This is a genomic window from Microbacterium sp. H37-C3 (assembly GCF_027157935.1).
GTDB classification, from domain to species: domain Bacteria; phylum Actinomycetota; class Actinomycetes; order Actinomycetales; family Microbacteriaceae; genus Microbacterium; species Microbacterium plantarum.
The window spans coordinates 1-22602 of the sequence record NZ_JAPVLR010000010.1; the positions used below are offsets into that span (position 1 = coordinate 1).

Annotated in this window: 35 protein-coding genes; 1 reads left to right on the forward strand and 34 read right to left on the reverse strand. The window is 64.5% G+C overall.

What is annotated here, in order from left to right; genetic code table 11:
- Window positions 1–365 precede the first annotated feature (365 nt).
- The 33 genes from O1W71_RS16245 to O1W71_RS16405 all read right to left on the reverse strand — a co-directional run bounded on the left by O1W71_RS16245 (window position 366) and on the right by O1W71_RS16405 (window position 20679).
- Window positions 366–593, reverse strand: coding sequence for a DUF3263 domain-containing protein (locus O1W71_RS16245; RefSeq protein ID WP_269268845.1), 228 nt, complete (start codon window positions 591–593; stop codon window positions 366–368).
- 22 nt (window positions 594–615) lie between these two features.
- Complete coding sequence (locus tag O1W71_RS16250) at window positions 616–900, reverse strand: hypothetical protein (RefSeq protein WP_269268846.1); 285 nt, start codon at window positions 898–900, stop codon at window positions 616–618.
- Between the two features lie 32 nt (window positions 901–932).
- A complete protein-coding gene (locus O1W71_RS16255; protein WP_269268847.1) occupies window positions 933–1823 on the reverse strand; it encodes a tyrosine-type recombinase/integrase in 891 nt (296 codons plus the stop codon).
- Window positions 1824–2212: 389 nt separating this feature from the next.
- A complete protein-coding gene (locus tag O1W71_RS16260) occupies window positions 2213–2911 on the reverse strand; it encodes a hypothetical protein (RefSeq protein ID WP_269268848.1) in 699 nt (232 codons plus the stop codon).
- A 53-nt stretch (window positions 2912–2964) separates the two neighbouring features.
- Window positions 2965–3702 carry a hypothetical protein gene (locus O1W71_RS16265; protein WP_269268849.1) on the reverse strand — a complete coding sequence of 246 codons (738 nt, stop codon included), beginning with the start codon at window positions 3700–3702 and terminating at the stop codon, window positions 2965–2967.
- Window positions 3703–3720: 18 nt separating this feature from the next.
- A complete protein-coding gene (locus O1W71_RS16270) occupies window positions 3721–4047 on the reverse strand; it encodes a hypothetical protein (RefSeq protein WP_269268850.1) in 327 nt (108 codons plus the stop codon).
- A gap of 14 nt (window positions 4048–4061) precedes the next feature.
- Window positions 4062–4526, reverse strand: a complete 465-nt coding sequence (locus O1W71_RS16275) for a hypothetical protein (RefSeq protein ID WP_269268851.1) — start codon at window positions 4524–4526, stop codon at window positions 4062–4064.
- Complete coding sequence (locus tag O1W71_RS16280; protein ID WP_269268852.1) at window positions 4526–4945, reverse strand: hypothetical protein; 420 nt, start codon at window positions 4943–4945, stop codon at window positions 4526–4528. The genes O1W71_RS16275 and O1W71_RS16280 overlap by 1 nt, the downstream gene beginning before the upstream one ends.
- Window positions 4945–5730 (reverse strand): M23 family metallopeptidase, encoded by a 786-nt coding sequence (locus tag O1W71_RS16285; RefSeq protein WP_269268853.1) that lies wholly within the window; start codon window positions 5728–5730, stop codon window positions 4945–4947. Before O1W71_RS16285 ends, O1W71_RS16280 begins: the two co-directional genes overlap by 1 nt.
- Window positions 5731–6052: 322 nt before the next feature.
- Window positions 6053–7251, reverse strand: a protein-coding gene (locus O1W71_RS16290; protein ID WP_442924658.1) for an IS3 family transposase whose coding sequence is annotated in 2 segments (ribosomal slippage) — window positions 6053–6979 and window positions 6982–7251 — 1197 coding nt in all. Because the reading frame shifts where the segments join, the coding sequence is not laid out codon by codon here.
- A 26-nt stretch (window positions 7252–7277) separates the two neighbouring features.
- A complete protein-coding gene (locus O1W71_RS16295; protein WP_442924660.1) occupies window positions 7278–7871 on the reverse strand; it encodes a chromate transporter in 594 nt (197 codons plus the stop codon).
- Window positions 7872–7900: 29 nt separating this feature from the next.
- A complete protein-coding gene (locus O1W71_RS16300; RefSeq protein ID WP_269268854.1) occupies window positions 7901–8356 on the reverse strand; it encodes a hypothetical protein in 456 nt (151 codons plus the stop codon).
- Between the two features lie 157 nt (window positions 8357–8513).
- Window positions 8514–8783, reverse strand: coding sequence for a hypothetical protein (locus O1W71_RS16305; RefSeq protein WP_269268855.1), 270 nt, complete (start codon window positions 8781–8783; stop codon window positions 8514–8516).
- A 206-nt stretch (window positions 8784–8989) separates the two neighbouring features.
- Entirely contained in the window at window positions 8990–9448 is a 459-nt protein-coding gene (locus tag O1W71_RS16310; RefSeq protein WP_269268856.1) for a single-stranded DNA-binding protein, read from the reverse strand.
- A complete protein-coding gene (locus O1W71_RS16315; RefSeq protein WP_269268857.1) occupies window positions 9445–9942 on the reverse strand; it encodes a hypothetical protein in 498 nt (165 codons plus the stop codon). The genes O1W71_RS16310 and O1W71_RS16315 overlap by 4 nt, the downstream gene beginning before the upstream one ends.
- Window positions 9939–10340: a putative PDDEXK endonuclease gene (locus O1W71_RS16320; RefSeq protein ID WP_269268858.1), complete on the reverse strand. Its 402-nt coding sequence runs from the start codon at window positions 10338–10340 to the stop codon at window positions 9939–9941. Before O1W71_RS16320 ends, O1W71_RS16315 begins: the two co-directional genes overlap by 4 nt.
- Window positions 10341–11639: 1299 nt before the next feature.
- Window positions 11640–11957 carry a DUF4406 domain-containing protein gene (locus O1W71_RS16325; RefSeq protein WP_269268859.1) on the reverse strand — a complete coding sequence of 106 codons (318 nt, stop codon included), beginning with the start codon at window positions 11955–11957 and terminating at the stop codon, window positions 11640–11642.
- Window positions 11954–12733, reverse strand: coding sequence for a DNA-methyltransferase (locus tag O1W71_RS16330; RefSeq protein WP_269268860.1), 780 nt, complete (start codon window positions 12731–12733; stop codon window positions 11954–11956). Before O1W71_RS16330 ends, O1W71_RS16325 begins: the two co-directional genes overlap by 4 nt.
- Window positions 12730–13179 carry a hypothetical protein gene (locus tag O1W71_RS16335; protein ID WP_269268861.1) on the reverse strand — a complete coding sequence of 150 codons (450 nt, stop codon included), beginning with the start codon at window positions 13177–13179 and terminating at the stop codon, window positions 12730–12732. The genes O1W71_RS16330 and O1W71_RS16335 overlap by 4 nt, the downstream gene beginning before the upstream one ends.
- A gap of 435 nt (window positions 13180–13614) precedes the next feature.
- Complete coding sequence (locus tag O1W71_RS16340; protein ID WP_269268862.1) at window positions 13615–14001, reverse strand: hypothetical protein; 387 nt, start codon at window positions 13999–14001, stop codon at window positions 13615–13617.
- A complete protein-coding gene (locus O1W71_RS16345; protein WP_269268863.1) occupies window positions 13998–14633 on the reverse strand; it encodes a hypothetical protein in 636 nt (211 codons plus the stop codon). Before O1W71_RS16345 ends, O1W71_RS16340 begins: the two co-directional genes overlap by 4 nt.
- 515 nt (window positions 14634–15148) lie before the next feature.
- Window positions 15149–15556 carry a hypothetical protein gene (locus O1W71_RS16350; RefSeq protein WP_269268864.1) on the reverse strand — a complete coding sequence of 136 codons (408 nt, stop codon included), beginning with the start codon at window positions 15554–15556 and terminating at the stop codon, window positions 15149–15151.
- Between the two features lie 100 nt (window positions 15557–15656).
- Window positions 15657–16256 (reverse strand): ERF family protein, encoded by a 600-nt coding sequence (locus O1W71_RS16355; RefSeq protein WP_269268865.1) that lies wholly within the window; start codon window positions 16254–16256, stop codon window positions 15657–15659.
- Window positions 16253–16633 carry a hypothetical protein gene (locus tag O1W71_RS16360; protein ID WP_269268866.1) on the reverse strand — a complete coding sequence of 127 codons (381 nt, stop codon included), beginning with the start codon at window positions 16631–16633 and terminating at the stop codon, window positions 16253–16255. The genes O1W71_RS16355 and O1W71_RS16360 overlap by 4 nt, the downstream gene beginning before the upstream one ends.
- Window positions 16634–16808: 175 nt before the next feature.
- Window positions 16809–17186: a hypothetical protein gene (locus O1W71_RS16365; RefSeq protein ID WP_269268867.1), complete on the reverse strand. Its 378-nt coding sequence runs from the start codon at window positions 17184–17186 to the stop codon at window positions 16809–16811.
- Between the two features lie 440 nt (window positions 17187–17626).
- Window positions 17627–17845, reverse strand: a complete 219-nt coding sequence (locus O1W71_RS16370) for a hypothetical protein (RefSeq protein ID WP_269268868.1) — start codon at window positions 17843–17845, stop codon at window positions 17627–17629.
- A 376-nt stretch (window positions 17846–18221) separates the two neighbouring features.
- Complete coding sequence (locus O1W71_RS16375; RefSeq protein ID WP_269268869.1) at window positions 18222–18470, reverse strand: hypothetical protein; 249 nt, start codon at window positions 18468–18470, stop codon at window positions 18222–18224.
- Between the two features lie 327 nt (window positions 18471–18797).
- Entirely contained in the window at window positions 18798–19016 is a 219-nt protein-coding gene (locus tag O1W71_RS16380) for a hypothetical protein (protein ID WP_269268870.1), read from the reverse strand.
- Window positions 19013–19219 carry a hypothetical protein gene (locus O1W71_RS16385; RefSeq protein WP_269268871.1) on the reverse strand — a complete coding sequence of 69 codons (207 nt, stop codon included), beginning with the start codon at window positions 19217–19219 and terminating at the stop codon, window positions 19013–19015. The genes O1W71_RS16380 and O1W71_RS16385 overlap by 4 nt, the downstream gene beginning before the upstream one ends.
- Window positions 19216–19497: a hypothetical protein gene (locus tag O1W71_RS16390; RefSeq protein ID WP_269268872.1), complete on the reverse strand. Its 282-nt coding sequence runs from the start codon at window positions 19495–19497 to the stop codon at window positions 19216–19218. The genes O1W71_RS16385 and O1W71_RS16390 overlap by 4 nt, the downstream gene beginning before the upstream one ends.
- The gene (locus tag O1W71_RS16395; protein WP_269268873.1) at window positions 19494–20231 is read right to left on the reverse strand and encodes a phage antirepressor KilAC domain-containing protein; all 738 of its coding nucleotides are present in this window, start codon (window positions 20229–20231) and stop codon (window positions 19494–19496) included. Before O1W71_RS16395 ends, O1W71_RS16390 begins: the two co-directional genes overlap by 4 nt.
- Window positions 20228–20437 (reverse strand): helix-turn-helix domain-containing protein, encoded by a 210-nt coding sequence (locus tag O1W71_RS16400; protein ID WP_269268874.1) that lies wholly within the window; start codon window positions 20435–20437, stop codon window positions 20228–20230. Before O1W71_RS16400 ends, O1W71_RS16395 begins: the two co-directional genes overlap by 4 nt.
- On the reverse strand, window positions 20434–20679 hold the full coding sequence (locus tag O1W71_RS16405; protein ID WP_269268875.1) for a helix-turn-helix domain-containing protein: 246 nt from the start codon (window positions 20677–20679) through the stop codon (window positions 20434–20436). The genes O1W71_RS16400 and O1W71_RS16405 overlap by 4 nt, the downstream gene beginning before the upstream one ends.
- 92 nt (window positions 20680–20771) lie before the next feature.
- Between O1W71_RS16405 and O1W71_RS16410 the strand changes: the two genes are divergently transcribed.
- Window positions 20772–21038 (forward strand): hypothetical protein, encoded by a 267-nt coding sequence (locus O1W71_RS16410; RefSeq protein WP_269268876.1) that lies wholly within the window; start codon window positions 20772–20774, stop codon window positions 21036–21038.
- Between the two features lie 84 nt (window positions 21039–21122).
- Here the strand turns inward: O1W71_RS16410 and O1W71_RS16415 are convergent, their stop codons facing one another.
- Entirely contained in the window at window positions 21123–22430 is a 1308-nt protein-coding gene (locus O1W71_RS16415; protein WP_269268877.1) for a tyrosine-type recombinase/integrase, read from the reverse strand.
- Between the last annotated feature and the right edge of the window lie 172 nt (window positions 22431–22602).

Below are 22602 nucleotides of genomic sequence, written 5' to 3' on the forward strand. Positions count from 1 at the left end.
CCGACCCGCTCCTTAGGACGGAGTGGCTTGGAACCGCGTGCACCGCCAGCGCCCGCACAAACACAGGCTACACCCCTACCGCCGCCCAGATCAGTGCACACAGAAGTGCACACACCAAGATGCTGGTCACATGACTTGCGCTGTGGTCGTTCGTGGGTATACGTTGGCCACATGACCACAACGACACCGGGCCGGCGGGTAGTGCTGTCAGACAGAAGAGTCTGAGCGGTCAACGGTGACCGCGCCAACGGCAAGAAGGATCCCCCCCGCCCTCGGGCTAACAGGCAACGCGTTGCAGACGTGTAACGACGAATGACCCCCTCCGACTGACAGTGAGTAGTCAGCAGAGGGGGTCTCTTCGTTCGCTAGTAGAGCCGGCAGTTGAACGACGATCGTTCCTCGATCTGCCGGACGATCCGGTGGGATGTCATCGGGTCATGCTCGACCGCCTCCCGCGTCAACACGACACGATGCAGCAACTGCCAGTACCGTGCGGGACGCAACCCGAGCTCACGGATGATGGCTTCTTCCTTGCTTCCTGTCCAGGTGGGGTGTGCTGCTTCGAAGTCGAGCAGCTGTTCTGTGCTGACCATGGCGTCCATGATCGGGTGGAGGTCAGACATTGCCGGCGTTGAGGATGCCGTTCAGGTCGGGGTAGATACCGCCCGGTGGCGGCCCGGGACTGTGAGAAGCGATGAACGCGTGATGGATCCGTTCACACGCTGACCGGAGCGTCGATGTCCACCCTGCGTGCCGGCCGAGCGCTGTCACCCGGTACGCGATCTCCCCGCCACGACGGACGATCTGCACCGTCCCGTACTCGCGGCCGTCGGGGGCGACCATCGTCCACGTGCCGGGCGGGTCCTCGACCGCAGCGAGCATTGCGTGCCAGTCAGCCATGCGATCGAGTGTGACACTCACCCCAGACACGGTCAGCGGGAGAACATGCGTGCGACCGCGTGAGCTCCGTGCCCGTCGAAGTTGTCCCGACGCCGGTAGTAGTGCTCGGCGAATCGCGGGTCACGGTGCCTCGCGAATCGCATGACGGTGAGAATGTCGGCGCCGCTGTCGACGAGGGCCGTGATGGCACTGTGGCGGAGGCTGTGCGGGTGGAGATCGGATCGCAGTTCCGCGCGCCGGGCGAGGCGTCTCGTCCAGTCGTACGCGCCGTTCCGTGTCTGCCTCGCGCCCGCTCTTGTAGTCACGAGTGGCCCTGTGGTCCGTTCTCCCGCCGCTGCGTCACGGATCCGGAGCAACGGTATCGGCGCGGGCATCACGTCCTCGTAGCCACCCTTGGAGTGAACGAGCAGAGCGGGGTAGCCGGCCTTGTCCTCGGCGAAGTCCTCGAGGCGGACAGCGCACGCTTCCGAAACGCGTAGAGCGAGCATCGACATCAGTGCGATCAGTGCATGATGTGCGGGTGACGTGGCGGCCGCAACGTCGAGAAGCCGGCTTACCTCGTGCGGTTCCAGCCATGCGATGGACTCCGGGTCCTTTCTCACCCGCGGCATCTTCAACATCACCGTCGGATCACGGTCCACGAGTTCATCGGAGTGCGCGAGCCGGTAGAACGATCGGATCACCGTTATCCGTCTCTGCACGGACACGGGGCTGTTGCCGCGCTCCCCCATCAGGTACTCGATGAACAGTTCGAGGTGCGGGCGTTTCAGTGCGAGGACGTCAAGTCCCATCGAATCGCACCACTCGAACAGGATCCGGATGTCGATCTCGTAGAGGGACCGTGTGCCACCCTTCTGCCTCGCGAGGAACGATGCTCGAGCGAGGTTTCGGTTTGCGGCGCTGGGGACGGTAATGTCAGCCATGACGGCTCCAATCTGACCATTGGTGTTCGTCTGCCCTCGTCCCGGCTGCAACCGGGGCGGGGGCGCCCTTCGTTGGGCTGGTCTCATCCTACGCCGAAACGCCCCCACCCGAACCATGGAGGTCGGGTGGGGGCGTTCAACGTAATGTGGGCAAGTGGTGAACTCAGCGGTATGCTCGCGCACGTGACTGACACCCGCACGATGCCGCCGAGCTTGGACGCTGGCCTGTTTGACGCGGAGTGTCCCGACTGCGGGCACGACGAGGTCGGCACGCGAGACTGGGTGGCTCGCCTGTTCCGCACGCGCCCGACTTGCCCGCGAGATGTCGACGCGGTTGAAAGCGGTGTCGGCATGGCCGGACCATGCGGCTGCTCGAACCGCTTCCACGCCTAGCTGTTGTCGTTGAGGAAGCCCAACACCTCGTCCACCGGGTAGTTGTCGATCGTCGGCCAGTTGTGGGTGCCCGCGACCGGAATAGTCCGTGCGGTAGAGCCGATCGCAGTCTTGAGCGCTTCGGCGCGGGCGGGGCTCGCGACCGTGTCTCCGGTGCCGTAGAGGTCCAGCCACGGCATCCCCGCGTACTTCGTGCCAGCGTTCACGATGGGGTTGTGGGCCGCGCCGTACTGCGCGTCGGTGTACCCGTTCGTGTACGCCGCGTCGATGCTCGCGCGGTAGAGGTAGCCGCCCTCCGGGTTCGTCAGGTCATGAATGTGCTTCAGGTCAGCCACACCCATTGAGCCGATGACGCCCGCGACCTGAGCCTTGTTCTGCGCGGCCCAGTTCATGGCGGTGAGGTGCCCCATCGACTGGCCGAACAGGAACACCTTCGAGGGATGCACGCCGTACGTCGCGCGGAGATGCGCGACGGCTGACGTCACCTTCGAGACAGCGCTGGCGTTCCCCCAGGCATCGAGCCCGAAATCGCACGACAGCACGGGGCGGTCCTCCGCGATCCGGGCAATGAGCTTCCACATGGCGATCGCGTCGGAAGCGGCGTTGGCGAGCGGCTCACGGTTCGTGGTTGCGTAGCCGTGGCAGTAGATCAGACCAGGCACAGTGGGGTCACCTGTCCACAGCTTCGGGACCATGGCCGTCGACCCCTCCGCGGAGAGGGGCTGGTAGTGAGTCCAAATCGCGGACATTACGAGATCACCGCCTTGATCCATGTGGGGTACGCGGCCGAGCCGAGTACCTGCCACGTGCCTGATGCCCGCTGGACACCTGCGAGCGAGTACGTGAGGAGAGTGCCGGGCGGCTTCGCCGCCACTCGGCAGCGCGCGTCGAACGAGACGAACTCGCCGTTGTCGGCGCTGCGCTTGTGGTGGAACTCGCGAACCGTTGCCCCGGCCGCGTCAACGACGCGGAGTACGGGGTCGCCGGTTGCGAGGAGGTACTGCAGCAGCCCGCCGATCTCGATGGCGAAAGGGCCGACCGGAGCACGGAAGTTGATCTGCACCCCCGTGAGGCCCTGTGTTCCCGTTCCGACCGCGAGCGTTGTCGAGGTGATCGACTGTGCATAGGCCAGCTCCCCGGCCACCTTTTCGACCTGGCCAGGGAAGTCGGCGGCATCGAGAACGTCACCAAAAGCGGCGGATAGTTGAGTGTTGGTCTGTGATCCCGGGGTGGTGATCAGGTTCGCGACGGACGCGTCCGTGGGAGTGTCAGCCTGGTCGATGATCGTCGCGGCGGTGAGGACAGACTGCACCTCCCCCGGTGACATCGTCGACCAGCCGAGACCGACCCAAGACACCACCCCATCCCCCACCTTCACCCGTTTCAGGGTGGAGTCGTATCCCATTTCCCCGTCGCCGAGGACAGGGTTCGCTGCCGCCCACTCGGCAGTTGTGCCGCGGCGGATAGTGATCTGCGCGAGTGTCATGCGAAACCCCTCCCTGGGTCAGTGGTTGTTCTCGGTGACGCCGACGGACTGGACCTTCGCGGACGTACCGGTCGGCTTCCACAGCCCGTAGTGGGATGCGACGGACACGACGAACGCGGGCAGCGCGGCGAACAGAGCCAGGCCGAGGTCGTACACCTCACCGGAGCTGAGGGCTCGTGCGAGTTCGATCGCGAGGGACGTCACCAGCGACAGGCCGGCGAGGAGCCACGCTTTCATCGACGAACCCGACACGCGGGTGGTGACGAGGCCGACCAGGACGGGCAGGACGAAAGCGATCACGAACTGCACAACGGTCAGCGGATCGAGAGAGAAGACGACGTTCATGGTGACCTCCTGGGTCAATTCGGGATGACGGTGTCATCGAACTCGGTGTCCTGCATCAGCCGCTCGAACTCGTCGCGCGGAATGCTGCGGTCGAGGGCGATCGTCGCCCAACGGGACACCTCGCTCGAGGTGACAGACTTGCGGCGGTTCGCGAGCGCGACGAGGTAGTCGACGGCGAGGAGCATGCGTTCCTCGGTTTCCTGCGCCCGCTCGAGGTTGGTCCGCAACGTCTGCTTCAGGGTGGTGTTCTCGGTGCTGGCCGCGTCGTACGCGTCCTTCCACCGGGTCACTTCCTCGCGGGAGAAGTTCACGAGAGTGAGGAGGAAGTCGCGGCCGGCGGCGTCTGTGGCCTGCTGCCCGGTCGCGGCGTCCTTCGCGGCCTCCCGTTTCGCTTTCCGCTCCGCGAGGAACGGGGATATGAACGCGCTACCGAGCGCGGTGATCACCGCGGCTATGGCGACGAGGAGTGCTGGTTCCACTACCGGGCACCTCCGATGCGGTCACGCACCTCCACGTACCGGACACGGAGGAACGCGATGATCGCGACCGACTGGCCGAGCGGACCTAGCCGACCGGTCCAATCGCCCCCGTCGAGGTACAGCGGCACGATGATGAAGCAGAGGGTGACGGCGTGGATCAGCGGTCCGACGATCGCGAGGATGAGTCCTGCGAGCTCGAGCATCCGGCCGCGTTTCGCGTGACCGCGCTGCACAGCCATGACCATGCCTACAACCGACAGGACCACCCCGGCGACGGCGACGCCAACCCATACCCAAACGAAGCCGCCCAGGAGGGCGCTCGTAGCGGGTGGCGTGACGATCGCGTAGACGACGAGCCACAGGATCACCGCTAGTTTCGCGACCACCCATGCCCGGTGGCGGGCCGGTAGGCGCCGCATCAGCTCACCTTCTGCGATCCGAGCTCACGACGAATCGCCGCCGCTACTTCCTCGCTGACCGTCTTCTCACCGGTGATGTCGTTCAGCCCCGCAACGACAGCGGGCGATTGATTGTCGAGCCACGGCAAGCCGAGGTTCTTCCACAGGTAGTCGCGGAACGCGAACGCCGCTTCGACGGTTTCCTGCCCGGCGGCCACGTTCCACATCGTGCGGCCAGCGAAGTCGACGACGTAGATGCCGTGACCCGGGATACCGAGGATCGCGGTCTGTCGCCGGTCGTGGATTGCGTCCTTGATCTTGCTGATCTCGCCGCTGAGGGCGCTCAGCTGGTTCTTGATGTCGGTGACGTCCTGCTGTGTCATGTCGTCCTCCTCGGGTTCGAATGGGCGTGCTCCGTCTCCCGCAGTCGTGGGGTCGTCCGCGTAGAGAGTCCAGTTCCATCGGTCACCGTCCGGAGTGAGTCCGTAGGTGTGGACGTGGACGCCCGCGCTGGGCCAGGCAGGCGTGGGGCGGGGTCGCACGTAGCCGGTGTTTCCGGTCGCGGCGAGCACGGTGCTCCCCCGCTCGACCCGGGCGCCGTGCGCGGCGACATGATGGTCGTTGTGGGCGAACCGGATCCGGTAGCCATCCCACTTCCCCCCCACGATCAGAAGCTCACCGAGGTGCCCCGCTGCCGACGTGTCCGTCTGCGACAGGTTCGACGCGAGCCGCCGATACACCCCGTCGGCGGGTGCCCGGTACGCGAACCCGATAGGTGTCGCATAGTCCATTGCGGGGTTGTTCACGTGGGAGCCTTCTCGCCACCCCTGCGACATCCGGAACGCGGTGAACGGGTTGATGAGCTCCCCGGTCACAGGAACGCCACCCAATCGAACTGCACCTGGTTGTTCGCGAACGTTGAAGTCACCAACGCCCCACTGACCAGATCCGTCACATCAACCACGAACTGGATCTGCGTCGTGTTGCGTGTGTTCTCCCGGATACGACGATCAGACGCCCGCTGACCACCCGACCGGTTCGTCACAATCACCTGCGACGGGACAGCACCCAGCCCATGGTTCACCGTCGCCGTACCGGGAATGCTGAGCCTTTGGTTGACTCGTTTCCTTATCCCGCCAGGCAGGCGGGGTCTTTCATGATGGTCTCGAACTCGATGGGCGTCAACTTCCCGAGTCTTCGTTGACGGCGGCATCGGTGGTAGCGTGCCTCGATCCAGTACACGATCGCGAGGCGAAGCTCGTCACGGGTGGTCCACTGCTGCTGGTTGAGGACGTTCTTCTGCAGCAGACTGAACCAGTTCTCCATGGCCGCGTTGTCCGCGCACGCGCCGACTCTGCCCATCGATCCGCGCAGCCCGAAGTGTCGAAGGGCACGCCGGAATCTACGGCTTCGAAATTGACTGCCTCTATCGGAATGCACCGTCACCCCGGCTGGCTTACCGCGCCGGTGGAACGCGTCGGTGAGCGCGTCAACGGCCAGTCGGGCCTTCATCCGGTCGCTGATCGAGTAGCCCACGATCCGGTTGCTGAACACGTCCTTGACCGCGCACAAGTACACCTTGCCCTCACCGGTTCGGTGTTCGGTGATGTCGGTGAGCCACAACTCGTTGGGCCGGTCGGCGGTGAAGTCACGTCTGACATGGTCGTCGTGCACGGCAGGACCCGGCCGGCGATGCTTCCGAGAGCCCTTGCGGCGGTGCGCGGCCGAGAACATGCCCTCCTGCGAGCACACCCGCCACACGCGACGCTCAGACACCTGCCAGCCGTCGTCGACGAGTTCGTCGGAGATGAGCCGGTACCCCTGACAACGGTCCTCATCCCACACGTCCCGGGCAGCGTTGATCAGATGCGCCTCGTCCCAGTCGCGATCGCTGACCGGATTGGCCAGCCACTGGTAGTACGCCTGCTTGGAGAAGCCGAGGACCCTGCACGCCACCGCGACCGACACCCTCACGGGGGCGCCGGCCGCAGCCAGTTCACGGACGAGCGGGAACACTATTTTGGGGACGCAGCACCGATCCGAAGGTTCGCTTGCGAAAGATACGCCGCGGCCTTCCGGAGGATCTCGTTCTCCATCTCCAACTCGCGGATCCGCTTGAGCATCTTCGCCTGCTCACGCTGCCCGTCCCGATCGCTCGACGCCGCCGGCGCGATCCCGCGGCCGGCCAGCTCGACGTTACGCACCCACGCCTGCAACGCCGACTTCGAGATCCCCATATCCGCGCAGACCTGCTTCTGCGACATTCCCTGCGTGAGCACCAGAGCGACCGCGTCGCGCTTGAACTCCTCCGAAAACTTCACCGGCATGACTTCATCCTTCCCGCCCCGATCCTTCAGATCAAAGCAGTCCCAGAGTCAACCAACGCTTCAGCATTCCCGCAGAAGATCAGTCCACCGGTGGCGCCGATCAGGATCGCGGCGATCTGCCCGACCGACCCGACCAGGACCATGGTGGTGATCAGGGCGATCACGGCGATCCCGGCGCGAGGCTTGTCGGGGGTGAGGGTTCTCGCCATGCCCCAGACCGCTTGGGCGACGATCGCGACCGCGACGATCTTCAAACCGGTCAGCAGCCCGTCGCCAACCGGACCAGCGAACCAGGCCGCCCCATACGCGAAACCGACCATCAACACCGCAGAGGGCAAGGTGAAGCCCACGAACGCGGCGGCAGCACCCCCAGCACCGGCGCGCAACAGCCCGACACCGAACCCCACCTGGCTGGACGCGGGCCCGGGCAGGAACTGCGACAGCGCGACCAGGTCGGCGTACTCGCGATCGTCCATCCACTTCCGGCGTTCCACGAACTCGGTGCGGAAATAGCCCAAGTGCGCGACCGGCCCACCGAACGATGTCGCTCCCAGTCGCAGGAAAACCAGGAACACCTCCCACACCGAGCTCCGAGCGGTGACCGTCGACGCCTGCGTCATCAATACATCCTGTTCCCGGGGTGAAGAACTCAAAGCCCTCTCTCACGCCGAGCGAAAGCCGCGACCTCAGGATACTGACCAGGAGACAACGCCCTGGGCCAGATCAGAGCGACACCCCTGGGCCAATTCAAGTTGACATAGTCACCCTCGGACCGCAGCAAGGCCATCGCGTGGCGGATGCCGCCGACGTGGAATCGGGAGCCGTCGGGAAGGCCGATCTCCGCAGCGAACTCGTGCAGCGCCTCGAGCTGCTCTGACGATGCCGGCGGGAAGAGGTCGGCCGGGTAGTTGCTCTCGATCTCGCGTGCGACGTCTAGGAGGGCTTCTGCCCGTACCTGGGCGTCATGAGCAGCAAGCCACCGTTGGAACTCCGCGCGCCGCTCTCGAAGAGCAGTGGTGTACGTCACCCCGAGGCGCCTCGTCTGCGCCAACGCTCTGTACTGGCGCTCCACGTCTCCGGTGGTCGGTGTGTATGGGTTGGTCACTGGGCTTCTCCTTCTACCTCTCGGACGTGTGCTATCGCTTCGTATGCCGCGACTGCTAGCCGTTCCTCGTACTGCCAGCGCGTCTCGCGGCCAATATCGAAACCTCGCTGTGAGCGGATCGCGGAGCGAGCTGCATCGATCTGCCTCTGGCGTTCGGTCATGCTGGTGCCTGCTCTCGGATGTGATCGATGTAGAACTGAGCGGCAACCGGGACGTCGCCCGGATGATCGAGGTAAAGCTCCGCATCCTCCGGGCTGTCGAAGGTCGCCTGCCCACACGGAAAGCTCACCCGGCCCCTGTGCGGCATCCCCGGTTTCGGCATGGCTCGGAAGCGGAGATAGAACCCCGGCTCCCCGCATGACGCCGCACAGATCGTCTCGAACGGCGTCTTCCCCGAACTGAAGCCGAGCGGCGCACCCCAACCCATCAGCAGGCTCCTATCCAGAAGAACAGTGACCGGTTCATGACTCTCTCCTGTGGCATCCGCAGTCGGTGTTCTGGCAGAACGAGTCCCCCCCCGAACTGGCGACCGGGATGACAACCGCGGCACCTACCGCACTCGCCCGAAACACGAAGGGTGGGGGCTGTACTAGCTCCCCCACCCCGCAACATCTGAAACGTCATGGTCGGCTCCTAAAAGGGCGTGTCGTCGCCGTAGGACGCGCCAGGCGTCGCCCACGGCTCATCGGACGGGACGGGTGCGGCAGGTGCGTTGTTGCCCCCACCAGACGCCGCACGCGTGACCTGTGCGGTCGCGTAGCGCAGCGAGGGGCCGATCTCGTCGACCTCCAGCTCGATCGCGGTGCGGTTCTGGCCCTCACGGTCCTGGTAGGAGCGCTGACGCAGGCGGCCGGTCGCGACGACCCGCATGCCCTTGGTCAGCGAACCCGCCACGTGCTCGGCGAATTCGCGCCACACGGACGCGCGGAGGAACAGCGCTTCGCCGTCCTTCCACTCGTTCGCCTGACGGTCGAAAGTGCGAGGAGTCGAGGCGATCGTGAAGTTCGCCACCGGCAGGCCGTTCTGCGTGTAGCGCAGCTCGGGGTCTGCCGTGAGGTTGCCCACGACGGTGATGATCGTTTCTCCGGTCATGCCGTTTCCGTTCCTTCCTGCAGGAGCGCCCACGCAGAATCAGCTGCTTGCGCTCGGGTCATGTAGTCGTCGCGGACGAGCTGGGAGTCGTCGCCGTCATGTCCGGACGCATGCGGCCGTAGGACCTCCGCTATCCGAGACAGCAAATCGATACGTTGGTCCCGTTCTCGGATCGCCCCGGTGGCAATCCTCCACACGTCTCGTACTGGCCTTTCATGAAGCGAACACTCTTCGTCCGGACCGTCGTTGTACGAGCAGGAGCCGTCGCAGCGCATTTGAGAAGCGGGCACCGTCGCGAACTCGGTTGCATCCGTGATCTGGTCGGGCGTGACGACGTAGTCCAGCGGGGGAAGCATCGCGAACAGAACTTCGCCGCCGGTAACGGAGTGCGGGAGGGCGATCGCGGCGCACTGGCTGAACGAATGGTTTTCGGACAGGCGCCCGGTGATCTTCCAGATCGTCTTCGGCTGCGCGTCGTGCCATGGTGCGGTCATGTGAGTCTCGTTTCTGCCACCTGATCGATGGCGTCGGGTCGGTTCGGATTGGCTTGCGCGCCGAGGAGAACCGCGAGGTCGCGGAGCGTCATCGTCACGTACTGATCGGCTGGGTCGCCCTTGCCGCGGCGTTTGTGGACGACGACAGCCGCGTGGGCGTCAGCGTTGCCTCGTTCCGTTTCGGCTTCCTTCACCCATTGGGCGAGTTCAAGCCGGTTGTGGTTCTTGCACTCGACGACGACTCGTTCGCCTAGGACGGTGCGGATGCCGGAGATGTCGCCCCGGTCCCCCTTCCCGTGGAGTGGCATCCGGTCGATCCGGTCGTCATTCAGCGCGTCGGCGAGGTAGTCGGCGGCCTGTCTTTCGAGGCGTGTGCCTTTCGCCTTGTTCGCACTCATGCTTGTCTCCGTTCTCGGGGGACCATCGCAACCTCGGTGATGAAAGACAGGGGCACGAGGATGCCGCGTGCGTGCCCCTTGCAGACCTGGGTAAGGACGTGGTTGGTGTGGTCCCAGCGGATGGCGACGGTGTCTCGGTCGCATGGTTGCAGTTGGCCGCGGCGAGTCGTTTCCCACGCGCATCGGTGGTCATTCGATGTGATGACGTTGACGTGTTCGCGTTCCTCGCCGCACTCAACGCAGTACCCTTCCGGGTCTGACGTGAACGGGTGGACGTCGGGGTGACCCGTGGGGATGGTCGCCGTAGTTGAGCGGCCGGCGATACTCACCCCCACGGGAGTCGGGTCTGGCTCGGTCGGTTTGGCGCTCATCGGATACACGCCGTAGTGCTCTCGGCAACGCGCACCGTAAACCACCGGAGCGCCGCATAGAGCGCAGTGATTGCACCATTCGATGCAGCCGACCTCATCGTGTTTCGCCGGGGCGGGAGCGGCGTCACTGTAGGGCGTGTCGATATAGAACCGGCTCATAGCTTTACCTGCCGATCGGTCGAAAGTTGGCGCAGAGCGTCCCCGAGCCGGTCGCTCTCAGCACTGAACATCTCGCGTGCACGCTGACGCGCATCCTCAAACTGGTCTGAGGTGATGGGCTTCGGGCGCTTTGCGCGGGGATCTTTCGCGCCCATCAGAGCTCAACTCCGCACCGGTCGCAGTGGATCCTCGGGATCGGGCAAAGACGCATGGCGTTGCGGTCGTATCGGTGCCCACGAAAAATACAGATCACCTTACGCAAAAGCACGTTGACGGTCATTGGTCTACCTGCCGATCAGTCGCGGCCAGCGCGTTCGCCCAGCCCTGGCTGAAAGCCTGAAAATCGTGAAGGGGTAAGCCCTCCTCTTTGCATTTGCGATACGCGTCCATACACGCGTCCATCTGCTCTGGGGTCATCGGTCTACCTGCTGATCGGTCTGTTGGTCGTAGGGCCACTGTGACTGGGGACCGACAACCCATCGTTCGGTCAGCAGCTTCTCCGGATCCGGATCGGTGACTTTGCGATGGGTGAGACACATCGATTTTCCGGTGGTCATGTCGGTTCCCATCCAGGGCCTGTACGGTTTCCCGCAGACGACGCAGCGGGCTGGTACGGGCTGTGTTTCCTCTTCCGGGGTCATGGGGTGTCCTTTCGTGTGAGCTTCTGCCGGGTGCGTGCGGGTAGGCCGCCGTAGATGCCGTGGGTTTCGTGGTTCGGGACGGATGGTGAACGGGGTGGGTGCGTCCGTGTGGGTACGGATCGTGTCAGTCATGCGGCGCCGTCCGCTGTCAGCCACTCCGCGAGCGGCTTCACCCGCATTCCGAGCGTCGCCGCAACGTTCACCTCGAGACGGGCGCCGCCGGACGCTTCCCACCCGTCGAGCAGCGCGACACCGTCGCATCTGATGAGCTGCGCGAGGCCCGCGCGGAGCCACCCGTGGTAGTCGCCGGGGGTCAGGTTCTCGTTGATCGACGGGTCCTCGACGACGTGCCCGGCATCGGTCAGCGCCGCGGCGGCCGCCCGGAACGCCGGGTAGTTGAACTCGGGCAGGCCGGTCATCGGGCCCGCGACATACAGATGGGTCATGCTGACGCCTCCTCTCGCGACAGATGTTCCGCCCGCTTGAGGCGCTCGACGGCAATCGGGATCCACTGCGGGTCTTTCTCGACGAGCAGCGCCCGCCGACCGGACAGGATGGCCGCCACACCGGTCGACCCGACGCCCGCGAACGGGTCGACGATGAGCTCCCCCCGACGCGACGAAGACTCGATTAGCTCAGTGAGTAGCGGGACCGGCTTCTCGCTCGGGTGTCGCACCTTGCGGCCCGTGGGGCGCGTGAACCGAAGGATCGACCCCTTGCGTAATCGCGTTGGAACTCCGGAACCGCCGGTCTGGCCGGCGTGACGGAACTTCGAGGTGCAGAAACTGACTCGCTCGTGCTGCGGTCCCCACACTGATGTGACGTCGCCAGAGCCGAGAGTGCCCTTGTCCCAGATGAGCTCGACGACTTCGGAGACCTTCTGCCCGTCGAGGACATCGGACGGACCGAAGACGTACAGGTGTCGGTTCTGGCCGACGATCCGGACGCAGTGCCGCAGAACTTCCCGGACGATCGCGCGCTCGTCTTCGCTCGCTCCGTCGCCGACGAGTTGACTGAAGCGCTCCGCGCGCTGGTTCGAGCGCCACTCGACCCCATACGGCGGGTCGGTGAGAATCAGGTGCGTCGACTCCTTCGGGATATCCGCGAGTACGTCGCGCGCGTCGCCGAGCCACAGAGCAGCGCTCTCCGACTCATAGACGAGTTCCGCTTGGCGAGCGGGCTTCTGGGGTGACTCGTCGACCCAAAGCGTGTCAGCATTCATGCGGCTTCCTCCTGGATGCCCTTCGGTGTCTCGTTGGGCGAGGTGATGTCGTCCCACGCGTACAGGGACACGAACCCGTGTTTCCGGGCGCGTGCGATCGTCCGGGCAACCTGGGGTCCGGTCGGTCGCACGGTCGCGAGCTCAACGGTCAGGTCGTCGACGAGCCGGCGGGTGTGTTCGGTGACGTACTCCTGACGCATCAGCACCCACACGTGTTGCACCGACTTCCCGAGTCGTTCGGCGAGGTAGGTGAGGGTGAACCCGTGACGGTGCAGGCCCTGCAGTTGGCGTGCGGTCGCGATGTTGCGGATCAACGCTTCCGGCCTGCGTGCCACCTCTTTCGCGGCGAGGATCCGCTCCTCGGTCTCCGGGGTGATCCACAACGGTGGGCGGGCGATGATCCGTTGCAGGTGCGCCGTGCTCATCCCGGTCGCGTCAGCGATCATCGTCTTCGTCCACCCAGCCGCTTTCAGGGCGATCAGATGGTCGCGGGCGGGACCTGGGTTGCGTTGTTCTCGTTTCCGGCCGTACGCGGCCCGTTTCCGGCCCTCCCGAGCCGACACCGTGTTCGCTTCCACGCACCGGTCACACCCGCACTTGTGGTTCTGGTAGCAGTTGATCCGGTGACTGTGAGTGTCGGGGCACCGGTAGGTGCGGGTTGTTCCCTTACGCGGCACGACGCCTCCTCAACGTTTCAGCGATCGTGGGTTCCAGTTCACGCAGTAGCGCGGCACGGAACTTCCGGTCCTTCTCCCATCTGAGACACGCGTTCGCGATGAACACGTCCAGGTCGTCGGGTTCCATTTCCCCTCCTGTGGGGTACGAGTAACGGCCCCCTACCCGGGAGGGTGGAGGCCGTGAATGATTGGGTTCGGTTCCGGTTAGTCGAGCTCGAGGAACCGTGTTGCTGTTTGCCGGTCGCGTTCCCGTGCGGCGGCGAGGAGTGTTGCGACGTCGCCGGGGAGCGGTTCCCGTTTCGGCCACGTGTCGGCGATGAGGCCGCGTGCTTTCGCTGATCTCACGTCGGCTTCCACGTCGGACCGTTTCGCCCGGTTGTCCTGCTCTACACGGTCGAGAACGTGCCCGACGGTGAGGTACTGGGATCGGGTTGCTGGGTCGCGGTGGTGTTGGATGATCGCGGCCTCACATTCCCGGTAGTCGTACCCGTGAAGCGCGGATGCCCACGCGGTGGCGGTTACCTCGGTGACCTGTCTCCGGTCGAAGCCCGCGGCTACGGTGAGGAGTTTCGCTGCGTCTGTTCGGTTCATGCTTCGATGCCTGCCTGTTCTTGTGCGGCGAGCCGTGCGACGACCGCCATGTTCTCGTCGTCCCTGTTCGGTCTTCGCTGTCTGTCGCGCTCTGCGAACTCCTGGCGTTTGCGCATGCCGTTGCGCCAGACCGCTTCCCAGTCCTTGTTCGCTTTCCCGACACCGCGCCAGTAGTCGATGAACTCGGGGAGCCTCTTGTCGATGTCCACGTCTGGTGCTTGTTCCGCTGCCCACTGCCGCATCCGGTCGTTGATGGTGAATGAGTCGGTGATCTGCGTTGCGCGTTTGAGTTCCTTCACTTCTTCTTCGTTAGAAGAAGAAGTTTCGGGATGGGACTGGGACTGGGATGGGGCAATGCGAACTTCTTCCGAACTTCGGCCGATGTTCGCGGGAACGTTCGCGGGTTGTTCGCCCGAACCGCCCTTGTTGACGCCCTTCTTCGCAGCACGGACCTTCTTCATCCGTTCGCGAGCGGCATCCCTCTCGGCCTCGACGTCTTCCTTCAGCGGCTGGTAGTCGGCCCAGTCCCGGAACTGCCAACCGCCCTCCGCGGGAACCCACAGTCCTGCCTGGTGTAGCTCGCGGATCTCTGCTTCGCTGCCACCTAGCCGGGGCAGGGTGCGGTTTGGCACGTACCCGTTCGTTAGGTACTTCGCGCACCACGACCCGGCGAGGGTCCACAGCCCGATCGATGCGAGGGACAGGTCGAAGACTTTGGGGTGCCCGTGGAAGCCGTCATCTACTTTGAACCATGGGATCGGGACCACCTCCTTCCGTTGTTGTGAGGCGTTCGTAGCCGCCCATGTTGTCGAGATACACGTAACCGAACCGGGCATGAACAAGCGGGGTCGTGTCCGGCCGTTGAATACCCATCGGGATCAACCAGCCCGTGTCGATCGCTTCGCCCCGGTTCCGTTCAATCCACTCGTGGCAGGACCCGGGCGTAGTCGCGTGCCCGCACACCACCACCCCGTTCGCAGGCTCATTGATCCATGCGTCGCGGGCGCCACCCATCTTGCGAGGACGACGATGGTGGATGGACCACCCAACGCCGCGGTCTAGATGTGCGACAGGGGCGCCGCATCTCGCGCACGCCCCCGAATCCCGTTCCACGATGACCTCCGCCACCCACGGCGGAAACCCGGTATCACGACGAGCCATCGGAAGACTCCTGATCGGTGGAACCGGCGGCCTCGACAATCCTCGGCAGCAGTTCGAGTAGTTCTTCCTTCGCGTCGAGCACGTCGTCCCGGATCGATTCGCGGATCATGTGCTCGGGCAGGTCTACAGTGCCGTCTTTGGCGACCCACGCGAGAAGAGAGTCGGGCCCTAAGATGCGACCAGAGTGGCGGCCCTCGTCGTAGACCGTCACGTCGTGGGGTCTGACACTCGCGCGGTGTCGATCGCTCGCGAGCATGACGACCCACGTTCCCGAAAGACGCCCATCAGTACCGACGACCCGCTGGAAGCGGCTCATGCTGTACGCGCTCACGTCATGAGCCCCATCTGTGTGGTTGGTGTTCATGCTTTCACTGCCCATCGTGCGTAGTCCCATGCGTTCCTCCACCGCTTGAACAGGGCCCCGTCCGTCCGTCCGACCGGGCGTGCGACCCACATGCGCAGTCCCTTGTCGTACCGGACCTCCCACCGGGACCTCACGCCGGCACCCCCGCAGTAGCCCACTGATCCGTGGTCGCCGTCCCGAGCTCGGCCCGCTTCGCCGCGAGAGCGGCCTTCACGGGTGCGACACCGTCGATGCCGATGCGTTTCGCGTAGTCCTCGATCTCGTCGAGCTTCTCCGGTGTCGTGGCGCCCTCGATCGCCTTGATCGCGTCGGGGATCTTCTCCCCCGGCTTCGGCCGTTGCGATCTCGCCGCACCGGTCGCCTTGTTCCCGTCGTCGTCCTCATCCGGGGTGATGCCGGTGACTGCGGATAGGCAGTAGCGGCGACCGTAGGTGATCCACGACCCGAGTTCCTGCGCTTTCGCGCCGTCGGGGAGCGGCCACACGCCATCGATCGACTCTCCCGAAACGTGTCGGAGGGAGTAGCGGAGGACGATGCCGTGTTCGGTGTCGTCGGGGGCTGTGGTGAACGCGAGACCGTGTTTCGCGAGGACCGGGAACACCGCCTTCGTCACGTCCGCGAGGTCGGCGTACTTCGACTTGAAAGCCGGGTTCGTGGACCCCTTCGACACGTCGGGTAGCTCGAGCTGGAACGCGACGAGAGCCGCGGTGAGGTTGGGATGGTCGGTCATGGTTCCTCCGTGATGTCGTGACCGCAGTTGTCGCAAAGACCCCGCGCGTCGAAAAGCTGTCTCGTGCGGCACCGGTCGCACAGCCACCAGAACTTCGGATCAGCCGCTTTCACCGGCCAGAAGATCGACCCGGTGCCTTTGGCGAGTTCGCGGGCGAGTTCCCCACCGGACAGGTCATCGATCCGGGTCTGCTGGTGTAGGAGCCACATGACCCCGTCCCAGAACCCGCGCCGGTGCCCCTGCCGGTACGAGACCGTCCCGTAACGCCCCTGCATGGCTTCCACGGCCGCCGTTTCATGTGCCGCTTGCACTAAACCGTGGTCGGTGCGGATACGGTCCAGGGCTTGTTCGTGTTGCATTGCTGCGTCCCAGGTCATGCGACGGTCACCTCCATGTACGGGTGCAGGTCGATATGCAGGTCCGTGCCGTCGGGTCTCCGGAACACGCACTCCAACGTGGCGATCCCGGTACGGCGGGAACGAAGCAACGTCACCGGCCGGTCACCGAAACAAGCGGCGTGAACGTGGGTGCCTCTCGGAACATCGAGGAGATTCATCCCCGCTCCGAATCGGTCGAACAGGTGCCTGCGCGCTCGTAGCACCGTGCGCATTTGATTTGCTCGACGCCCGGCCCGGTGACACCTGAGTCGCCCATGCCCCAGCCAGGAAGGCCCGCGCTACCGGGAATCGGCTTCCCGTCGATTCGGGTGTCGAACCGGGTCAGGCCGCACATCGTAGGTCGTCCGCCGTTGGCCCCCGCAGCGTCGAGCGCAACGAGGTGCGTCGTCAGTGAAGCGCGGCCGATCACGCGGCACGCCACGAAACCCGAGGGCGCGGGCGGCATGGGATCGTACGGCGGGCGGTAGAAGTCGCACCCTCGACCGTGCTCGCCTGCGGTGAGCCGCCAGCACGTGCAGACCTTGCCGTTCATCGCCCGCTCCGATCCGTGTGATCCGGAGCCGCAGGTTCGTACGCGGCATCGGCCCGGAACGTTGCTTCCAGTTCGAGCGCAGTCTCGGCGGCGTCGCGGTGATAGATGCTCGGATCACGGTGGTTTCCGCGACGAGCGGAGCCCAGGTGACGTCCAGTACCTCCGAACCAGATGATGGTCGTGCCGTTTCGTTCCTCCAAGCGCCCCTCAGGCAGAGCGTGCGTGGGAACGCGATCGAGAATCGCGAGTATGGCGTCACGCGCGTCGTTGTAGCTGAGTGGTGCTGCGACGCTCTCAGGCGACTGTTCCTGTTTGTCAGCGTTCATCGTGCACTCCTGTCCTGTTGTTTCGGTTTGTCCTCTGTGTGGCGTGCCGGGACTTGAAACCTGGGTGTCTTCCTGTCACGCCCACCGCTGATTACCCGTGCGGCCCGGGGTAGCTCATTCCTCGGCGCCAATCACAATCTCGAAGTACGCCTTCTCGCCGTTGTCGACGAACTGCCCCGTCATGTCGGCTTCGCCAGCGAGTGAGTTGTCATTGGTGAACACTCCCCATGCGGCGAGGATCGGGATGACACTGTCGATCACCTCCGGACGGAAGGGAATGTCAGCGAGGAAGCGCGAGGTGCTGTCGTTGGCGCTGCGGATGCGAAGTTCCATGTGTATTTCTCCTTGTCTGTGACGCTGATTGCGTCGTGGGCTTCGTGGAGTCGAACCACGACGTAGACCGTCAGCCCTTCGCTTTCACCTGCCCGACCGTTCGTTCAGCACCCCGTATGTTCGGTGCCCGACGGTTCGTCCAGCAGGTCCATCAGCGTTCTTCTCTTCACCCCCTACAGCGGCGCATCTCACCAGCGCACGCCCGTCGATGGGGTTCTATTCGGTGGTGGTCGCCTGCATGACCGGCCCCTGAGCGGGGATCGGATTCCAGCAACCACCTATGTGGTGTTGTGACTTGACGGACCTGTTTCCGGGATCGCCAAGTAGCGCTACCGACGCGATCTGTGAGCGCCGCCGGTAGCCGGTCAGTGACCCGTTATTCGAGGTCGGGTGTTGTGGTGGGGAGGATCGGGTCGGGGTCGATGAACCCAAGCTCACGGCCCTGCAAGTCCAGGACTACGACCCGCCCCGTGTTGTTCGGGTTGATGCGGTGGATCCCGTTGCCGGTCTCGATGATCAGCCGGTGCTCCGCGATGCCCTTGAACGTGGCGTCGATCATCACGTGGCCGTCGTACTGGCTGATCGTGACTTTCTCGCCGTACGGGACCGTCATCACGTCACGCATGGCCGGTCTCCGTACCGAGCGGCTGGCTGCGATCCGCACGAGTCATCCACTCAGACGCAATACCGAAGCCGTTTCGGTCGCCTCGATGAGCACCCTTGTGTCCTGCCGAGAGGACACACCGGGGAGGTATCGGAGCGCACTCGCCCGGGGGGACAAACATCATCGGACCCTCATCCCAACAGGAGCCTTGTTCAGACAGGCGCACGATCTCAGCGCGAGCTGCGGTCAACGCCGCAAACATGCCCCATCCCGCAGAGCGGTTTGCGTACCGAACGCGTCCGGCCCAGCGCTTCTGTGCGAGATCGATGTGGGCGAGAACGTCGTACTTCATGCTGCACCTCCGTGGTGTCGGATGGTGAACGTCGCTGTCTCCGCGGAACCCCCAACAGCGTTGACGCGTTCGTGGATGAACTCGTGGTCCCCGAGACCGTCGAGACGGTCCAGGTGGGAGTACTCGCCCTCACCGACCGGGGCGGTAGCGATCGCACGCCACACGCAGAGACCCCAGATGATGACGCCGAGAAGAGTGAGACCGGTGAACATCACGACACCGCCTTCACAATGCCCATGCGCACTAGGTCAGACACTGTGACGTCGCGAAGCGCCTTCCGACTCAGCCGATCGACTGTCACGACGACACCCATATCGGAGGAGCGAATCGCTCGACCTGCCACCATGTTGCGAAGCAGCGAACGGCCGCGACGCTGGTCCGCTCGGTCGATATGCTTGATCAGGCCATCCAGATTCATGACGCCACCGCCTTGAGGACGCCGAGGCGGACACGCTCGAGCTCTTCGGTCAGTTCCCGGATATCCCGGACGAGACGCTGCTCCGCGGTCAGAAACACGACCGGCTCGGACTTCACGATCTCGAACGCGATACCCGACCGCTCGCCGGCATTCTTCGCTGCGGAGCGGGACAGGTAGCCCGACTGGCGACCCAACACGGCGCCGGGCCAAGCGACGACATCACCCGTGAAGGCGTCGTCAACGTGCTCGGTCGCGATGGCACGGTACAGGACGGTCATGCCGCCACCTCCTGGTAACGGTTCACGAAGTACTGCTGGCCCTTTCCTGTCACCTTCGGCGTCTTCGAGACCGTCACGCGCCCATCGGAGTGAACGACCGGGGTCTCCTTGATCGTGAACAGCCCGAGGTCCATCGACCGCTGCGTGGGCATGTTCCAGTCCGTGCCGCGTGCACGGATCAGGTAGCCGTCAGCGCGAAGGCGTTCGAACAGTCGGGTCGCGCCGATCTCGATGCCGTTCTGGTGCAGCACCTTCGCGAGTTCGCGAACGAGGATGCCGCTGTTCGACACGGCGATCGCGTCGGCGAAAACGACCTTCGGCGCGTCCTCGGCGACCTTCGCCTCAAGCGCCTGACGCTGCTCCACCTCGAGCGCGTACGCACGGAGAGCATCGGGCAGCGACTGCGGTACAGCTGGCGCCGCTTGGCGTGCCATCTCGAAGAACGCCTTCACAAGCGCCTTCTTGAAGTGGCGGACCTGTTCGGTGTTCCGCTGGAACGTCATCAAGAGCGTCGCCTGCGGTTCGTTCAGAAGCGCAACGCGACGCTGTTGCACGCCGCCCGGAGTCTCGAAGGGTTGCATTTCAAATGCGACCCTTCCGAACTCCTCGAAGTCGGCGATGTTGTTGCCGATGAGCTGCAGGACGGCACGGTGCTCGACGCCGGCCCCGGCAGCGACGGTCTCGGAGGTGACGACGAACTCGCCGTCGCGCTGGATGATGTCGAGCGCGCTCATGCGACACGCTCCGGCAGGTTCTCGACGTAACGGTCGAGCTCGGCCTTCGAGAACTTGATGCGCTTGCCAGAGCCGGTGGGGATGAGAGCTCCGGTGGCGCGGAGATCATCGATCTCACGCAGGGACATGGACAGGTAGTAAGCGGCGAGCTCCCGCGTGAACAGCGCGGGCGGGAACTCGAGCCGCTGGACAATGCCGGCGTTCATGCGGTCGCTCTCCTCAGAAGAGAGTCGACGGGGATCGTCAGATCGAGAACATCCTCAGGTCTGACATCGAGCGCGCCGCAGAGTGCGTCGAACTCGCCAAAGTTGAGCTGCGCGGGGTTGATCCGCCGCCGCCGGAGCGTCTTGTCGGCGATGCCGGTGACGTCAGCAAGGTCCTTCACGGTCACTTGCCGGTCATCTCGGATCACCTCGATCCGCTCTACGATTCTGTCTGCTGTGGTCATGCGACCAACATACTGGGTCAAACGGCCAACTGCAAGCAGATTATGGTCATTCGACCCAGAAATGTTGGCCGACGGGCGAGTACCCTGGACGCATGATCGACGAACACCTCGCGCTGGAACGCGCCATCGTGGATGCCCTCAACGCTGCTTTGGGCGCGTCGGATCGCACCAGCATTGCCGCTTTCGCCCGGAAGATGGGGCGACCCTACGACTCCACGCGCAACTACCTCACCCTTGAGCGTCGCTTGCCGCTCGACTTCCTCATGGAAGCCGCGACTGCGTTGGGGACCACCCCGGAAGCGCTAGTCGCGGAAGCGCGAGAGAAGCACCTCCAAAAGCGTCTCGAGGCTGACTCCTAGAGTCGCCGCTACGGCACTTGCCTGCGCCACCGTTGGCGCTTCGTTGTTGATCAACAGGTCTCCCCCACATGAATCGGTGTGTCTTTAGTCGAACATACTTTCGACTTCGGACATCGGGGCTCCCAGGGCCTTCGCATAGTGGCTACCCAACGCGGTCATAGCAGCTCGTGCCGCTTCCGAGCTGACGTGCTGGTACCCGTGAGTGACTCGCGTGGATGCGTGGCCGACGATCTCGCCGACGATGCGAGCGTCGACACCGAGCTCCATGAGTACCGTCGCGGTGGTGTGTCGTGACCAGTGCGTTGTAGGCGTGCTCGGGGTTCCAGTCTCCCTCTCTCCTAGAGGCTTCGCCTGCTCCGCGGTGATGACACCCGCAGTGAGGAGGAGGTCGCGCCATGCCGCCTGGTCCTGACCGGCGGTGATGGGTGAACCATCCGAGTTGCGCCAGATGAGCCCGTGCGGGTTCGGGACATCGGCGGTAGCTTCGAGGTATCGCTTCATCGCCTGCTCGAGCTGAGGCAGCATCGGGAAGGTGCGCGGCTTCCCCGACTTCGGCGGCACAAGCACCAGTCGTCCGTCGAGTTGCTTGTGACGTAGGCCGGGTTTGATCATGAGTCGGCGTTGCGGGCACGAACCCGCACGCTTCACCGTGCACGTGCCGCCACATCCGTGCTCGAAGGTCGCTTCGGTCAGTGACCACTGGACTGTGAAGCGGTGGTTGTTGAAGTCGAGGCTGTCGAGCGTCGCGCCCAACCGTTCGCCCTGCCGCATGCCCGCGAGGAGCGCCGCCCACCACCGTGTCCCATCGACGAGAGACGCGGCCGCTTCGAGGATCCGTAGCGCGTCTTCGGTCGAGAAGGAACCGCGAGAGGATTCCCCCGTGCTGGGGGCTTTCACGTCGCCGACGATGTTCCTGCCAATGAGTCCGTCGAGGCGCGCAGATTCGAGCATGGAGCTCAGTACGGTGTGGATCTTCTCGGCGGTCGCCGGCCCGCGGTTCGCATCGATGGCGGCTTGCATGACGGCGCGCACGTCGGATGGCTTGAGCAGCGAGATCCTCTTCTTCCCGATCGTCGGGATGATCCACACCCGCACCACGGACTGATACGACGCAAGCGCCCGCGGCTTCAGGTTGTTGCGGCACACGGTGTCCAGCCAGTGAGTCGCCCAAGACTCAACCGTCCGCGCGTTGTCGAGCGGCGCCCCGTACTGCTTCATCTCAACCTTCAGAGCGTCAAGCTTCGCGCGCGCGGCTGCCTGAGTCTTGGCCGTCACTGACTTCTGTTTGCGACGCCCGTCTGGCCCGTATCCAACGTCGATGACGCCACGCCACAGGCCGCGCCCTTTGAGCTGGTAGAGGCCCCCTTCGCCCGCGCCCCGTTTCTTTGGCATCGTTTCTCCCGCCCGTGCACACATAGGTGCACACATACACTTGCAATACCTAGGTTTGCAGGTGCCTCCGACATTGGACCGGGCAAGCCCGGAATCATGCGGATTCTGGCGGTTCTCGTAGTACCCCTGGACGGATTCGAACCGCCGACCCGCTCCTTAGGACGGAGTGGCT

What these genes read in the sequence shown, in the direction of transcription:
- O1W71_RS16245 (WP_269268845.1), bottom strand. Translation starts at nt 593, where the DNA reads ATGGTCAGCACAGAACAGCTGCTCGACTTCGAAGCAGCACACCCCACC.
- O1W71_RS16250 (WP_269268846.1), bottom strand. Translation starts at nt 900, where the DNA reads ATGGCTGACTGGCACGCAATGCTCGCTGCGGTCGAGGACCCGCCCGGC.
- O1W71_RS16255 (WP_269268847.1), bottom strand. Translation starts at nt 1,823, where the DNA reads ATGGCTGACATTACCGTCCCCAGCGCCGCAAACCGAAACCTCGCTCGA.
- O1W71_RS16260 (WP_269268848.1), bottom strand. Translation starts at nt 2,911, where the DNA reads ATGGTCCCGAAGCTGTGGACAGGTGACCCCACTGTGCCTGGTCTGATC.
- O1W71_RS16265 (WP_269268849.1), bottom strand. Translation starts at nt 3,702, where the DNA reads ATGACACTCGCGCAGATCACTATCCGCCGCGGCACAACTGCCGAGTGG.
- O1W71_RS16270 (WP_269268850.1), bottom strand. Translation starts at nt 4,047, where the DNA reads ATGAACGTCGTCTTCTCTCTCGATCCGCTGACCGTTGTGCAGTTCGTG.
- O1W71_RS16280 (WP_269268852.1), bottom strand. Translation starts at nt 4,945, where the DNA reads ATGCGGCGCCTACCGGCCCGCCACCGGGCATGGGTGGTCGCGAAACTA.
- O1W71_RS16295 (WP_442924660.1), bottom strand. Translation starts at nt 7,871, where the DNA reads ATGACGCAGGCGTCGACGGTCACCGCTCGGAGCTCGGTGTGGGAGGTG.
- O1W71_RS16305 (WP_269268855.1), bottom strand. Translation starts at nt 8,783, where the DNA reads ATGGGTTGGGGTGCGCCGCTCGGCTTCAGTTCGGGGAAGACGCCGTTC.
- O1W71_RS16310 (WP_269268856.1), bottom strand. Translation starts at nt 9,448, where the DNA reads ATGACCGGAGAAACGATCATCACCGTCGTGGGCAACCTCACGGCAGAC.
- O1W71_RS16315 (WP_269268857.1), bottom strand. Translation starts at nt 9,942, where the DNA reads ATGACCGCACCATGGCACGACGCGCAGCCGAAGACGATCTGGAAGATC.
- O1W71_RS16320 (WP_269268858.1), bottom strand. Translation starts at nt 10,340, where the DNA reads ATGAGTGCGAACAAGGCGAAAGGCACACGCCTCGAAAGACAGGCCGCC.
- O1W71_RS16325 (WP_269268859.1), bottom strand. Translation starts at nt 11,957, where the DNA reads ATGACCCATCTGTATGTCGCGGGCCCGATGACCGGCCTGCCCGAGTTC.
- O1W71_RS16330 (WP_269268860.1), bottom strand. Translation starts at nt 12,733, where the DNA reads ATGAATGCTGACACGCTTTGGGTCGACGAGTCACCCCAGAAGCCCGCT.
- O1W71_RS16335 (WP_269268861.1), bottom strand. Translation starts at nt 13,179, where the DNA reads ATGATCGCTGACGCGACCGGGATGAGCACGGCGCACCTGCAACGGATC.
- O1W71_RS16340 (WP_269268862.1), bottom strand. Translation starts at nt 14,001, where the DNA reads ATGAACCGAACAGACGCAGCGAAACTCCTCACCGTAGCCGCGGGCTTC.
- O1W71_RS16350 (WP_269268864.1), bottom strand. Translation starts at nt 15,556, where the DNA reads ATGGGACTACGCACGATGGGCAGTGAAAGCATGAACACCAACCACACA.
- O1W71_RS16355 (WP_269268865.1), bottom strand. Translation starts at nt 16,256, where the DNA reads ATGACCGACCATCCCAACCTCACCGCGGCTCTCGTCGCGTTCCAGCTC.
- O1W71_RS16360 (WP_269268866.1), bottom strand. Translation starts at nt 16,633, where the DNA reads ATGACCTGGGACGCAGCAATGCAACACGAACAAGCCCTGGACCGTATC.
- O1W71_RS16365 (WP_269268867.1), bottom strand. Translation starts at nt 17,186, where the DNA reads ATGAACGGCAAGGTCTGCACGTGCTGGCGGCTCACCGCAGGCGAGCAC.
- O1W71_RS16370 (WP_269268868.1), bottom strand. Translation starts at nt 17,845, where the DNA reads ATGGAACTTCGCATCCGCAGCGCCAACGACAGCACCTCGCGCTTCCTC.
- O1W71_RS16375 (WP_269268869.1), bottom strand. Translation starts at nt 18,470, where the DNA reads ATGCGTGACGTGATGACGGTCCCGTACGGCGAGAAAGTCACGATCAGC.
- O1W71_RS16385 (WP_269268871.1), bottom strand. Translation starts at nt 19,219, where the DNA reads ATGAATCTGGATGGCCTGATCAAGCATATCGACCGAGCGGACCAGCGT.
- O1W71_RS16390 (WP_269268872.1), bottom strand. Translation starts at nt 19,497, where the DNA reads ATGACCGTCCTGTACCGTGCCATCGCGACCGAGCACGTTGACGACGCC.
- O1W71_RS16395 (WP_269268873.1), bottom strand. Translation starts at nt 20,231, where the DNA reads ATGAGCGCGCTCGACATCATCCAGCGCGACGGCGAGTTCGTCGTCACC.
- O1W71_RS16400 (WP_269268874.1), bottom strand. Translation starts at nt 20,437, where the DNA reads ATGAACGCCGGCATTGTCCAGCGGCTCGAGTTCCCGCCCGCGCTGTTC.
- O1W71_RS16405 (WP_269268875.1), bottom strand. Translation starts at nt 20,679, where the DNA reads ATGACCACAGCAGACAGAATCGTAGAGCGGATCGAGGTGATCCGAGAT.
- O1W71_RS16410 (WP_269268876.1), top strand. Translation starts at nt 20,772, where the DNA reads ATGATCGACGAACACCTCGCGCTGGAACGCGCCATCGTGGATGCCCTC.
- O1W71_RS16415 (WP_269268877.1), bottom strand. Translation starts at nt 22,430, where the DNA reads ATGCCAAAGAAACGGGGCGCGGGCGAAGGGGGCCTCTACCAGCTCAAA.